The 13,456-nt window shown below is 58.7% G+C and carries 10 protein-coding genes; 7 read left to right on the top strand and 3 right to left on the bottom strand.

Features of this window, described 5'->3' with window-relative positions:
- Positions 1-196: 196 nt before the first annotated feature.
- A complete protein-coding gene (locus tag MOP44_RS13075; protein WP_260796480.1) occupies positions 197-2,017 on the bottom strand; it encodes a sensor histidine kinase in 1,821 nt (606 codons plus the stop codon).
- 708 nt (positions 2,018-2,725) lie between these two features.
- On the opposite strand from MOP44_RS13075, the gene MOP44_RS13070 reads away from it, so the two are divergent.
- A complete protein-coding gene (locus tag MOP44_RS13070; RefSeq protein ID WP_260796479.1) occupies positions 2,726-6,154 on the top strand; it encodes a TonB-dependent receptor in 3,429 nt (1,142 codons plus the stop codon).
- A gap of 67 nt (positions 6,155-6,221) precedes the next feature.
- Positions 6,222-6,632: a response regulator gene (locus MOP44_RS13065; RefSeq protein WP_260796478.1), complete on the top strand. Its 411-nt coding sequence runs from the start codon at positions 6,222-6,224 to the stop codon at positions 6,630-6,632.
- Between the two features lie 527 nt (positions 6,633-7,159).
- Here MOP44_RS13065 and MOP44_RS13060 read toward each other — a convergent pair.
- On the bottom strand, positions 7,160-7,414 hold the full coding sequence (locus MOP44_RS13060; protein ID WP_260796477.1) for a hypothetical protein: 255 nt from the start codon (positions 7,412-7,414) through the stop codon (positions 7,160-7,162).
- Between the two features lie 311 nt (positions 7,415-7,725).
- Here MOP44_RS13060 and MOP44_RS13055 point away from each other — a divergent pair, with 311 nt between their 5' ends.
- The gene (locus tag MOP44_RS13055) at positions 7,726-7,926 is read left to right on the top strand and encodes a hypothetical protein (protein ID WP_260796476.1); all 201 of its coding nucleotides are present in this window, start codon (positions 7,726-7,728) and stop codon (positions 7,924-7,926) included.
- A gap of 267 nt (positions 7,927-8,193) precedes the next feature.
- On the opposite strand, the gene MOP44_RS13050 is transcribed toward MOP44_RS13055, so the two are convergent.
- Positions 8,194-8,658: a cupin domain-containing protein gene (locus MOP44_RS13050; protein WP_260796475.1), complete on the bottom strand. Its 465-nt coding sequence runs from the start codon at positions 8,656-8,658 to the stop codon at positions 8,194-8,196.
- A gap of 687 nt (positions 8,659-9,345) precedes the next feature.
- Between MOP44_RS13050 and MOP44_RS13045 the strand changes: the two genes are divergently transcribed.
- From MOP44_RS13045 to MOP44_RS13030, 4 genes are all read left to right on the top strand, one after another.
- Complete coding sequence (locus tag MOP44_RS13045; protein ID WP_260796474.1) at positions 9,346-9,471, top strand: hypothetical protein; 126 nt, start codon at positions 9,346-9,348, stop codon at positions 9,469-9,471.
- Between the two features lie 90 nt (positions 9,472-9,561).
- A complete protein-coding gene (locus tag MOP44_RS13040) occupies positions 9,562-10,965 on the top strand; it encodes an SWIM zinc finger family protein (RefSeq protein ID WP_260796473.1) in 1,404 nt (467 codons plus the stop codon).
- Positions 10,962-12,371 (top strand): DUF5691 domain-containing protein, encoded by a 1,410-nt coding sequence (locus MOP44_RS13035; RefSeq protein WP_260796472.1) that lies wholly within the window; start codon positions 10,962-10,964, stop codon positions 12,369-12,371. Before MOP44_RS13040 ends, MOP44_RS13035 begins: the two co-directional genes overlap by 4 nt.
- Positions 12,368-13,450, top strand: a complete 1,083-nt coding sequence (locus MOP44_RS13030; RefSeq protein WP_260796471.1) for an ATP-binding protein — start codon at positions 12,368-12,370, stop codon at positions 13,448-13,450. Before MOP44_RS13035 ends, MOP44_RS13030 begins: the two co-directional genes overlap by 4 nt.
- Positions 13,451-13,456 lie beyond the last annotated feature (6 nt).

Here is a 13,456-nt window from a genome sequence, read left to right as displayed (position 1 = left end):
GAACAGGACGAGCGATTTGGCCTTCTGTTGTCTTCAACCTGGACCGGCGAAAACAGGAGGTCCGTACGTTGGGGGAGGTGAGAAAGAGTTCCAACGGCGACTCCCCTTAGGAGCGGCAGCCATATCCGCTGGAATTGGTAAGACGCGCATGCGGCTGTGCGTAGTGGAATCGCTATTGCGAGCAATTGCCATTAACTCAGTTGGCAACCGTTTTCGAGGCAACCGGCACGTGAGCCACGACAGTGGTTCCTTGCTGAGACTTGGACCGCACCGTGAATCGTCCGTCCACCAACCGCAGCCGTTCTCTCATGCTTGTGAGTCCGAGCCCTATACCAAGCCTTGCGGCATTGAAGTCAAAGCCAACGCCCGAATCGTGAACCACGAGTTCAACATCTCCGGATCTGTTGCTAAGCGACACGTCGAAATCACGTACTCCGCTGTGCTTTACGGCATTCTGCAAAGCCTCCTGCAGGACGCGGAACAGGCAAAGGGAGATTTCATTGGGCAGATTGTCCGGCAGTTCGTCAGATTGGAACTGCACGTTGACCTCATATTGTTTCGAAAGCTCACGGCAGAACGCCTCTGAGGCCGCACTCAACCCAAGATATTCAAGCTTGGAAGAATGCAAGCGATGAGATAGAGCCTGGATTTCCGCGGCTAGACCCGTTACGTCCGTTGATATTTGATCAAGGGTTCGAAGCGTACGGCTCTCCGACGGCGGGAGTTCACGGGCCAGCGTCTTCAGCCTTACAGCGATGATTGCCACCCGCTGATTCACGTCGTCATGCAATTCTCTTCCGATCCGGACACGTTCCGACTCCTGAGCCTCGATCAATCTCCTGCTGACGCTCGATAGAGCTTCTTCGGCGCGCTTTCGTTCGGTAATGTCGGCGATCACGCAGAGGACGCACGATTCTCCGTTTACCTCAATCCGTTCAACTGACAAAAGCGCTGTGCGCATCTGCCCGTCTTTCCTCTTAAATGGCATTTCGCCACTCGCCAGCGAGCCGGCCGCGAGCAGTTGATCCATCGATAGGGAACCATCCTGGGGAGGCATCCATAAATCGATATCGCGAACGGTACGCCCGAGCACTTCCCGTCGATCGCAGCCGGTTTGGCATTCAAAACTTTCGTTGACTTCGATGTAACAGCCGGTCTTCGCACTGACGATCATTATCGCGAGAGGGCTCTGTCTGAATGACGTCGAGAACTTCTCCTCTGACCTTCGAAGGTCCGCCTCCGTTCTCCGTCTACGAGCCCGCTCCATAAGCAACGCAAGAATGACTGCCATCTGGGACAGCAGTACGATTAGAGCGATCAACGCATACCGCCTATATTGTTCCCAAAACCCGGGTTGCCGGTTCTTGACAATGCTGCCCGGCGGGAGGTTCCTTTCATCAAGTCCCCATCGCCTGAGCGCTTGCCAATCGAACATGTAGACGGAGGCATCCTTAACCGGAGTCAGTCCCCTCTCTCCCTTGAGCAGGCGAACTGCGAGTCCGGCGGCAAGCTTGCCTTGCTCCATCGCGCTTGAAATGTCACCGCCTACTTCGCCGTGATCGAAATGCCGATCGTTCATGCTGAAAACCGGCGCATTGCTGGCTCCCACGATCAATGGTCCCAATTCAGCCGACGTGAGAGTCGTTCCTGCCGGGTCTCGGCCCAGCGCCGACATCAGAACGATGGAGTGGCTTGGAAGCTCATGCAGCCGCCTAAGCAAGTCCGGGAGAGTCAACTCGGTGAGATAGGAAACATTCAGCCGCGTTTCGTAGCTCTTCAGTTGGTTCTTGATGGCTGCTTCCAGCTGCTGGTCATAGGGCGCAATGCCACCGACGACGGTAACGTGCTTCGTATCGGGGAGCAGTCGCAAGGCTGCGTCGACCGTCCGGGCAGCAGAAATGTCGCCCTGGACGCCCGTGAAACCAGAGTCGAGCGACAAATCGGCGCCCGACGGCGCGCTCGGAAAACAGAAGACTACGGGCACGCCCGGAAACGACTTCTGGTGCGTCTCGGCCATCCACTTCAGCGGTGAAGAGCCCACCGTGACAATCAGGTCCGGCGGATGATTCTGATACTTGCGAACAAGAAAATCGCGTATCAGCTGCTGGTCAGCAGGATCCGGAAACAGAATCGTTTCCAGGTACTCGCGATAGAAGTGTACCTGGTACGGCGAATCAGCAAAGCCTCGTTGGAGTCCTTCGTCCACTAGTTTAATGAGGGGATAGGAGCTGCCCACTTCATTGAGAATGAGAACATTTCGAATGGGCTTGGATTGGCTCGTGACTGTGCCATTCAACGCGCCTAGGACGACGGTCATCACCCCAAGAGCACGCCACAAGCTCCCCGGAGCACCCCTCGCGGCGCGATTGGTCGCAGCATCACTTCGCGTTGCTGGTTGCGGAATTGCGGGCCCAATATATGCGGGCGAGACTTTCATATTCGCTCACTCGATGCGCGACTGAATTGCCGGGGCCAATCTCACATGTGGCCAGTTGAACCAGCGTTCGAAGCCGACCAACCTCCCGGCGTTCCTCCTTGACCTGCCCCGGCCCGCCTGGATTCACACGCGAACAGCTTACTTGATTCGTGCAGGCAGTGCCACGACTCAGCTTGCCAACTGAAACAGAGCACGGCACAATGAGTGCCAATGCCCCGCCGGGACCATGCCCTTGCTCAAGTTCGACTGTGCTTCAGCTGTCTCGCGACCTTCTCCCTTGTACTCGGAGTGGGTTCTTCACTTCATGCTGTCGCCCAGACATCCTCAACCGGTGCGGTTACCGGGAACACCTTTGGCCCTTCCGGATCACTTCTCCCCGATGTAATGGTGCGGTTCACGCTGAGGAACTCCGATAAGGCGACGTCCTGCGTATCGGACGTGAACGGCTGGTTCACCTGCCCCGCCATGGCCCCCGGCATTTACGACCTACAGGCCACCGGCGCCAATCTCGACACATTGTCGCTCCCGGGCGTTCAGGTTCACGTCGCAGAGACACTTCGCCTCGAACTGCACCTGGCCATGATCAGGCTGATTCAGACGCAAACGGTTTCCGCTAACCCTCTGATGCTTCAACTCGATAGTTCTGCGCTCGGCAGAACCGTAAATCATCAGCAAACAATTCATCTGCCGTTAGCCACCAGAAACTTCTCGCAGCTCGCCGGTCTGTCTCCGGGAGTGCTTACGGGCGTATATAATGCCGGCGAGCTTGGCGCCGGAGGCACTGCTCTGGCGCAGATCGGTCCGTCGGCAGATGGCTTATATGTGCACGGATCGCGGTCCTACGATAGCAACTGGCAACTGGATGGGATCAGCGTCACCGACGTACTCGGTACCGGCTCCGCGAGCGGCGGAATTCCCATTCCGAATCCGGATGCCATCGACGAGTTCAAGGTGCAGACAGGGCAGTATGACGCCGTTTTCGGGCGTGCTGCCGGCGCCAATGTCAGTGTGATTACCAGGACAGGAGGCAACAGCTTCCACGGCGCGTTCTTTGAATTTGTTCGCAACGAGGCGTTCAACGCGAATGATTACTTCCTCAATCGAGCGGGGCAGCCGCGCCAGGCACTTAAGCAGAATCAGTTCGGAGCCGGTGTCGGAGGCCCCATTCGACACAGGAGGCTGTTCTTTTTCGGTTCCTACCAGGGAACGCGCCAAATCAACGGCGTTGCCGCGGGACAATCGCGGATTGCGTGCACCGCGAGCCTGCGAGAACCTCCGTTGACCAACGATCGGTCGGCCGCTGCGCTCGGCTCCCTATTCGGTGGCTTATCGGGTGCTCTGGGGGGTATCCCGATCAGTCCCGACGGAACCAACATCAACCCTGCGGCCTTGGCACTGTTGAACATGAAGCTTCCCGGTGGAAACTTCCTCATCCCGAATCCTCAGACAGTAGACCCTTCCCAACCGTTGCCAAGCCAGGGATTCTCAGAGTTGTCTGATCCGTGCCGCTTCAACGAGGATCAATTCCTTGCCAACGTAGACTTGGCTGCCCCGGAAAAGGATCAGATCGCTCTACGGTTCTTCACTTCTCAAATCGATCAGTTGGTCACATTTCCCGGCAACGGTTTCAATCCCGTGGGAAATACTCCCGGATTCACGAGCCCCGGGGACTCGTCCTTCTTCGTGGCTTCCGTTGCCTACACGCGGGTGATGAGTGCCTCTCACTTGAACGAAGCCAGGGCGGGATTTGTTCGCACGGCCAGCAGTACGGAAGCGAAGGCGCCCTTTGCATGGTCTGATATCGGGGTGGCGGAGGGCGGCCTGAACAATCAGAGCCAATTGCCAAGCCTTCAGGTCCTGGGTTCGGTCAGCATGGCCACGGCATTCCCACGAACCTACACCCAGGAAAGCTTCACGTTTAACGACATGTACACCTGGATTGGCAGCGCACACGCGCTCAGGTTCGGAGCCTCTCTCACTCGCCTGCGCGGGCCTCTCCACTACGGTGGAATCAACTCATCTGTGGGCTTTCTCAGCTGGCCTGACTTCCTGCTGGGCCTCGATGCAGCCCACAATGGAAACGGGACGTTCAGTAACGTCTACACGTCTTCAGATGCCTACGGTCTTCTCGATCGCGACCTGAGAACCTGGGAGGCCTCATTCTTCGCCCAGGATGACTATCGCCTCAACCGATCGCTCACATTGAATTTGGGCCTGCGGTATGAACGCATCGGCCAGTATGGGGACGCCCTAGGCAGAAACTCCAGCTTCGACGTCAGTAAAGCTGACCCCAATCCGCCCCCCAATGGCAGTGTCGACGGATACGTGGTCGGTTCAAATTTTCGAGGAACTCCGCCTCCAGGGGTAATCCGTTCCGACAACGCATTCGCGACCTACGGTGACGGACAGAACGCCCTCGCCCCTCGTGTCGGTTTCGCCTGGCAGATACCCTCCGGCCCGTTCAGCATGGCATTGCGCGGGGGGTACGGCATCTACTATTCGCGCCCCACAGGGCAGGCCTTTACGGCCTCGGTGCTCGCGCCGCCATTTGGGGTGGCGCGCATCGCCACCGGACCTGCAAATGCGCAGGCCAACTTCAGTACACCCTTTCCAGAGCCCTTTCCCACCGTCGCCTCTTTTCCTCTGTTTGTGCCGTACTCTTCCACCAGCCAATCGTCTCTCAACACCATGGACCCCAAGTTCAGGCCGGCCCTGGTGCAGCAGTTCTCGTTGAACCTCCAGTCTGAGGTCACAAAAGGCTGGCTGCTGGAAATGGGATACGTAGGAACTCACGGGGAACATCTGCAGCGTTTTCGTTCACTCAATCAAGCTCTTGCCGCCTCCCCTGAACATCCCATTCGCGGCGCGGTCTTCAACACCATTGCAAACATCGGGTTGCGCGTGCCGGTACCTGGAATTCGCCCCGATGGCCTGCGCGAGATAGAAGCGGCGGGCGCCTTCTGGTACAACGGACTTGAGGTGAGCCTGACTAAGCGCCTGGACCACGGCCTTCAGTTCCTGGGCTCCTACACGTTCTCTAAGTCGCTCGACACCGATGGGGCCAACATCAATGGCACTTCCGCCGCCAACGCACTAACGCTGGGAGACCAGAACTCCTCTGCGCAACGCTGGGGCCGCACCAGTTTTGATCGGCCTGACCGCTTCATCTTCAGCGGAACCTGGGAAATTCCTGGTTCCGCCGAAGGTGTTCACGGTGCTATTTTGAGCAAGTGGAGGCTTTCCGCGATTACTACGATTCAGTCGGGAAGCTCCCTCACCATCAGTAACACAAACGCGAACAACGTGTTTGGGATTAGTGAAGACCGTGCGCAACTATCCGGAACCTGTTCGAAAGGGCAGCTTGTGAAGAGCGGCACAGTCGAATCGAAACTGACCAGCTACTTCCGCACAGAGTGCTTTGCATCTCCGCCCATCTTTGGTACGGATGGAAAGGGAACGGGATTCGGGAACAGCAGCACCGGCATCGTAAACGGGCCCGGACAGGCCAATCTGGACCTGGAAATTTCGAAAGTGTTTGCGTCCGGATGGCCCCAGGATGGCAGTTCCATTGAACTCCGCGCTGAGTTCTTCAATGCCTTCAACCATCCGCAGTTTGCCAATCCGGACGCAAACTTCAGCTCACAGACTTTCGGCATCATCGATAGCACGGCAGTAAACCCCAGGGTAGGGCAGTTGGCCCTCCGCTTCAGGTTCTAGGAAATACACAAGTACCGGCTGTATTCTAGATTCCCGCGGAGAGCGGAATTGAGGACGGCCTCACAAGGTGGCGAGGTTCAAAGCTTTAATCGTCGATGACAATGCGCAGTTCGGGCTGTTCCTGCGCTCCGCGTTGGAAGAACGGACTCCATGCCAAGTCATCGGCGTGGCCGTAGATGGGTTGGAAGCACTCGAAAAAGCACACGAACTCCAGCCCGATCTGATCTTGCTGGATCTCGGATTACCCAAATTGAACGGAATGGAAGTCCTCAAAAAGGTGCGACAGCTCGTCCCAGGCGCCAAAGTTTTGGTGGTTAGCCAGGAATCCTCTCCCGAAATCATCCAAGCTGCCATGCGACATGGAGCGCACGGATACTTGTTAAAGTCCGACACTGCGGACCTTCCTATGGCGGTGCAAGGACTACTGCTGAACGAGGGGTTTGTCAGCTTCGAATTTTTCCCTCACGTTGAAGGTTGAACTACCCCGGGTAATCCGAAACGGCTCGCTCGTACCAAGACCTAGACCGGGCTTCGATCAGCGCATAATCGTCGATGCACTCGTCGACCCGGAAAAGGAATGGGAACTCGGCTAGGACCCATCGATCGTGTGCCGTCAGGTTGACGAATAACGGGCGACGCGTGCTCTTGAAGACCTCCGCCAGGGAGCGGCACTAGAACGAAACGGCGACTTTCCGTCAACGTGGATGGCAAAATCCTACCTCGTTTCAGTGTACGTATCCCGAAAAGTGATTGCACACCGCGACATGCACGTTCTGCGGAGCGATTACCCTGAAGTACATTGGGTTTTCACCCGCGTCTTCAATCGCTGACTCCGAGATGGGTGTTCGCCAAAGGATGGCCTCCGCGCCGCTCCTCAACTCAGAGAAAACAGGAGAACTGGTGCTGTTGGGAAAAGTGGAGCTCGCACAAGGAAATCTGGCGCGCGGACCCATCGTATGGTCGGAGGGAAGCGGGTTCCGCAGAACTGATTAAGATTGAATCACGCTATTTGTGCGGCTGCAGCACCGAAGCCGCCCTTGCGAATCCAAACCCGAGTTCTGGATGCAGAAGAGCGTCGAAGCCATTCAACGCTCTCTGAAGTTCCGTGGCCGAATCTGTATGTACTTGCACCTCGTCAAATACCAGTCGAAGCTGGCCGACCAATGCCTGCGACTGAGAAAGCTCGAACCGAAGAAGGTGATTTGTATAGAGCAGTTCGGCCACCAGGATGCGCAGAGAAGCTTGCTCATGGCAGCTCATACAGAGGGACGTGCTCCGGACATCGTCCATGTCTAAGGAAGACACAGGGTCAAAACAGCATTGATATTCATTGTCGATCCTCAACTCCCACGAGCATTTGCGCCTGCGGGATACTCGGTTGAACGGGGTCATTCATTTTGTGATTCCATTGAGGGTAGATGTATGGCATCTTTGCGAGACGGTAAACGATTCGGTTGTGAATCTTCTGAACGCGGCTATTCCTGACCTTGTAAATACGATGATCACCAGCAGTTACGCGATAGCAAAACTGGACCACCTCCGGCTGGATCAAGAGTCTTGAGAAGTGCAACATGCCGGAAGAGCTGCGCTACCAGAACGAAGACATTGAAATAGAGAGCGAGAGTAGTGCTCACCACGAAAATGCCTCGCTATGCACCCATTGGAAACCTGGCGTGAAGCGCTACGGCAGCGAAGATCAGCGTGATCAAAGACAAAACTCCCACAATGATCCCAGGGGTAATGTGGGCATTTCGGGAAGGCAAAGCCTGTGATGTCGGTGAGAGATGCCGTGGCTAGAAAGAGTGCGTTCCAGCGCCGATAGAGTTGGTCTGCGAGCAGCCCGCAAAGCACGATAATGCCGGACGCCATGGCAGGAAGGCTGATCGTGACATGCAGCAACGTGAATGCATTTGTACTCAGTCCAAGAATCATGATTCCAATTCCTTCCTTTCGAAGACGCCCTTCTCCTTTTACGCAGGCTTCATCCCCTGGAAGTCCGATGTTTGCTGAGTTTGTTGGAGAGGGGCTTGATCAGGAGATTATTTTCCGCCGGAGGAACTCTGGGACACCGCCATTGCTCGCGGGTCGTTGCCGCGATTGACGTAGTCCGTGGAGGAGGGACCGTATCCGGTGATCTGGACCAGCGCGGCTTCATCGCCTGTTTCGGCAGAGTGAGTCTCGCCCGGTGGTTCGGTGTAGAAACTCCCGGGAGGAAGGGCCTTCTGTTTCGACTTATCGAATTTGTGACCGTAGCCAATGTGCCAGGTCCCAGAGGTCACCGTGGCCACGCGGTCATCTCGATGAGAGTGTGCCTGGATTTGTGTATGAGCCGGGACGCGCAGCATAATTGTGTAAACGCCGGCGCGATCAGGGTCGCCCTTCAACACGACTGTCTGAATGCCGGAGTTCCGGAGCTCCCAGTACCTGGTTCCCCCGGCCGGAAAATTGAAGTCCGCAGGAGAAAAGCGCTCCTGTGGCGAAGCATCAAGGAATCCTCGAATCAAAGCGACGGTTTCCGCTGGCCTCTCTTCCATCAGTCCAATGACCGGAGTGCTTGACGACGGCTCCCCCTACGGTCGTTGCTACCAACGGCCAAAACGGGCATGGACAGCTTGGTTGCTCAAAAACCTGATTGTCCTTAGAATCCTGCGAGAAGGCTCTGAACTGCGCAAATCCAGCTCGCATTCCTCCAGGCTGCGCGTACGTAGCCGCGTAGAAGTCTCATGTCGGATCGTCAGGTTTGGTTGGATCACCCGTGAAATCGTCCCAGATACGGTCGAAGTAAATGCGTTCACGGCCCACGACCAACCGTTCAGGGAGATGATTGCTCTTGGCTTCGCGCTATCCTGCAAGTCGAGACGGCGAGTGATTCGCATCTCTACTGTCGCCATCAAGGCAAGTCGATCATCCCGCGTGATGGCGGAGGGGTAAGACCTCGAATAGGTGCCGATATAGGGGCTTCTCGATACTGATGCTCGTCAGCATAATCGCCAATGCACTGATCGACCAGGGTAAGGAATGAGCAATCGGCCAACCGCCGGGTTTGTGTTTGGTGCCCCGCTCGGGCGATCCAGGGAGTGGTGGTCCCGTCTTTTTACCGAATTCGAAGCCCGACCATCTGGGGGCGCGCGATGTTAAGAGGATGTCCGGACTGTTCGAGGTGGGTGCCCGCAGGCCTTGCATATACTGTCTTGAAGTTCGCGCTGGGCATGGAGGCGCTGGAGCCGGTTGTGCGCAAGGAGCCGCTGCGCCGCACGCATGAATGCGTCTTCGGGGTGCTGGCGCTGGAGAGCGAGCCTGTGGATCCGAGGCTATAGAAGCCCAGGTGATCGCCGTACGGCCGGCGCGGTATGCTTTCTGCGGAAGCTCGCAAGCGTTCTCGACGATAGCTGGAGACGACCTCCCCGATGGCGGCCTTGAGCCTGGACAAGATAGAAGCGATTGCACCCGACCAGGCATCGTTGAGCGCCGCGCGGAAGCTGCTGAAGCCGGGGCTCTGGTCACGGCTGGCGGGGGATGGCGCAGGCCTGCTGTGGGGCGAGTGCCAGGGATCGGGCGCGACGCCGTATCGGGTGACGATTTCGGAACCGGATACCGGGTACAAGTGCACCTGCCCGAGCCGGAAGTTTCCCTGCAAGCATGCGCTGGGGTTGATGTGGCTGCGCGCCGAAGGCAAGGCGGCGTTCGAAACCAGCGCTGCGCCGGAGTGGGTGCTTGACTGGGTTCGGCGACGAAGGCCAGCGGATAACAAAGAGCCGGCGGAACCTTCCGGCGATAAGAGCATTGCACTGGCGAGCAGGGAGGAAGCTGCCGAAGCCGATCCCAAGGCGGAGGCGCGGACGGCCGCGGCGCGCGAGCGCACGCGCAAGGATCGCGAGGAAGCGATTGCCGCGGGGCTCGACGATCTGGATCACTGGATCACGGACCAGGTAGAAGCGGGGCTGGCGGGATTTCCAGCGCAGGCCGGCAAAGCGTGCCACGTGATTGCGCAGAGGATGGTGGACGCGAAGGCTGCGAGTCTGGCGTCGCGGCTGGAGATTCTGCCGCCTCGCCTGTATGCTCTTGCAGAGCCGGCGCGGCCGCAGATGGCGGTTCGCGAACTGGGGCAACTGCACGTGATTGCGCAGGCTTATCGCAGGCAGGAGAAGCTCTCCGCCGACCTGCTAGAGGATGTCCGGCGGGCGGTGGGATGGATCGTGACACGAGAAGCGCTGCTGAGCGATGAAGCGGCGATGCGGGCGAGCGGATCGTGGCGGGTGGTGGCCACGCTCAGTGAAGTGCAGCCGGATCGCCTGCGACGCGTCGAGACGTGGTTCTTGCGCGAGGCATGGCAGGAGGGACCGCAGTTTGCGGTGCTGGTGGATTTTGTTCCGGTGGCTACGAGTGTCGGGCGAAGTCCTTACCTATTGGGAGAACGGCTCGGGGCGACGTTTGTGTTTTATCGCTCGCCTGCGCCGCTGCGCGCGGTGATTGCGACGATTCGATCGCCTGCACAGGAATCGAGCGATGCGGTGGAGTTCCCGGACCAGGGGCTCGCTGAAGCATTGCGTGGCTATCATCGGGCACTTGCCGCCAAGCCGTGGATCGGCGCATGGCCTATCGCTTTTCGCAGGGCGCGCGTTCGAAGGAGCGGTGAGCAGTTGTTTGTGTGCGCGGGGGACGGCCCTGTGCTGCCGGTGGCCGGCTCGCAATTCTCGTCGGCGTTGCCGCTAGTTGCGCTCCAGAGCATGGACGCCGCGGGATTGTGGGACGGCACGCAGTTCCAAATCCTAGTGGCGGAGACAGCGCTGGGAAGGTGGGCCGCGGAATGAATGCGCGCGATTTGCAGGTTCGTGTTCTTCCCGCCCTGCTTGCCGGCACACGACGTGAGGCTCTTCCCGAGATTGCAGGGCTGCGAGCGGACGCGCCACTGGATGCGCTCAGCCTGGCTGGCCAGGCACTTCGCTTTGAGATGCCACAGGGACCCGCGCAATTCGATGTGGAAGCATGGCCGCTCGACGCGCGGCGCATTGTGCCGGAGAATGTGCGTGCCCAAATGTTGCGGCTGCTGAATGCGAATCGGTGCACGAGTGAGACCGAGTTGGCGGTGGCGTTCGCTTTCGCGCGGAACAAGCTGAGGCCGCATCCATTCGATCTGCCGCGGCTGGACGCGTTCGTTCGGCGGCACAATCGGTACCTGGGTGTGGTGGCACAGTATTGGGCACAGCGCGAAGCGAAAGCGGAAAGCCGCACGGGCTACTTCGACGACGATGCGTTGAGCGTGGAGAATTGGGCTGAGGCGCCAATTGGTGCGCGGTTGGCGTATGTCGAACAACTGCGCAAAGAGAACGCGGATAGGGCGCGCGAGATTCTCGAGAAGGCGTGGGGCGCTGAGAGCGCCGAGGCGCGCGTTCGCCTGATTGGGGCGGTGCAGACCGGACTCAATGAAGCGGATAGAGGATTTCTTGAAGCGGCGTTGAAGGACCGGGCGCCGCGCGTGCGCGCAATCGCGCATCGATTGCTTGCGCGACTGAGCGGTTCGGCTGCGAACAATCCGGCGCTGGCGGCGTGCCTGGAGCGCATCCAGAAGGAGAGGGCGGGATTGCTGAAGCGGAGGATTGCGCTGAAGCTCGAACTACCGGCCAATGTGAAGGCTCAGACCGCCGACCGATGGATTCGCGAGCAGTTTGCGGATGTCACGCTTGAAGAGCTGTCCTGCACGTTGGAGATTCCAATTGGTGAACTGTCCGCCGCGGCCAAGGATGATCCGAATCTTCTGTTTGCGCTGGCGATCGTGGCAACCATGGACCGACGGTTCGATGTGGTGGCGGTGATTGCAAAGGAGCTGCCGGACGCGTGGGGCAGGATGAGCGTGTCTGGACTGGACGATTTGTCGGTTACGGACAACGAGGAGCGCACGCGCTGGGTAGAAGCGATCGTGCGGCCGCGCGACTGGATGCCGGAGGCCGCGCTGGGCGACTGGGGATGGCTGCTGCGCCGCATCGAGGGGCCGCTGCCTGAGAGCGTGACGCGCGAGGTGCTGAAATCGAAGTGGTGGTCAGATCAGCTGAACGGCGAGAAGAAGCCAGGGACAGAAGTGATCCAGACGTTCTGCGCGCTTTGTCCCGCCGGCATGCGCGAAAAGCTGCGCGAACAGATGGATGGAATCGATCCGGATAGGAAAGACATGGGCATAATGCTGCTGGACACGCTGGAAAAACTGGAGGCGGTGCGATGACAAACGAGAGACTGCGAGTGAGCGCGGAAGAGGTGTACGCGGAAGAGTTGGAGGCGCTGTCACAAGGGGATGAGCTTTCGCGGCCTCCGAATTGGCGGCTGTCTCCGCAGGCCGTGGTCACGTACCTGCTGGGCGGCGAGGCGAAGAACGGGAGGGAGATCTCGGCCAAGTACATTGGCAATCGGCGGCTGATCGAGACGGCCGTGGCGACGCTGGCGACCGATCGCGCGCTGCTGCTGCTGGGGTTGCCGGGGACAGCGAAGTCGTGGGTGTCAGAGCACCTGGCCGCGGCTATTTCGGGATCGTCGAAGAGGCTGATTCAATGCACCGCGGGCACGGACGAGAACCAGATCAGGTATGGGTGGAACTATGCGTTGCTGCTGGCCAAGGGACCTTCGCGCGAGGCGCTGGTGAAGACGCCGCTGACGCGCGCGATGGAAGAAGGAACGATTGTGCGGCTGGAAGAGCTGACGCGCATGGGATCGGACGTGCAGGACACGCTGATTACGGTTCTTTCAGAGAAGGTGTTGCCGATTCCCGAGCTTGATATCGCAATCGAGGCGGCGCGTGGATTCAACGTGATTGCGACGGCGAATAGTCGCGACAAGGGTGTTAACGATCTCTCTTCCGCACTGAAGCGGAGGTTTAATGTGGTGGTTCTGCCCTCTCCGGCAACGCTCGAGGAAGAGACCGGAATTGTAGTGAAGCGGGTGACGGAGATCGGCACGAACCTGTGCCTGCCCCCGATTGAGCCGGCTGAGAAGGAACTGGCGCGGATTGTGGTGCTGTTCCGCGAACTGCGCCAGGGCAAGACGCTGAATGGCAAGATGAAGCTGAAAACGACGTCAGGCACGCTGTCGACGGCTGAGGCAATTTCAGTGGGGGTGAGCGCGTGGGCTGAGGCCGCGCACTTCGGCGATGGCATGATGGACGCGCAGAGCGTGGCGACCAATGTAGTTGGTGCGGTGGTAAAGGACCCGGTGCAGGACACGGTCGCTCTCGAAGAGTACCTCGAAAACGTGGTTCGCGGGCGTGACGAGTGGGGCGACCTGTATCGCGCCATCCGCGACGTGATGTGATGCGGC

The sequence above is a fragment of the Occallatibacter riparius genome (genome assembly GCF_025264625.1).
Classification (GTDB): domain Bacteria; phylum Acidobacteriota; class Terriglobia; order Terriglobales; family Acidobacteriaceae; genus Telmatobacter; species Telmatobacter riparius.
Note: the sequence above shows the minus strand (reverse complement) of the source record. Positions and strands in the feature narration are given on the sequence as shown.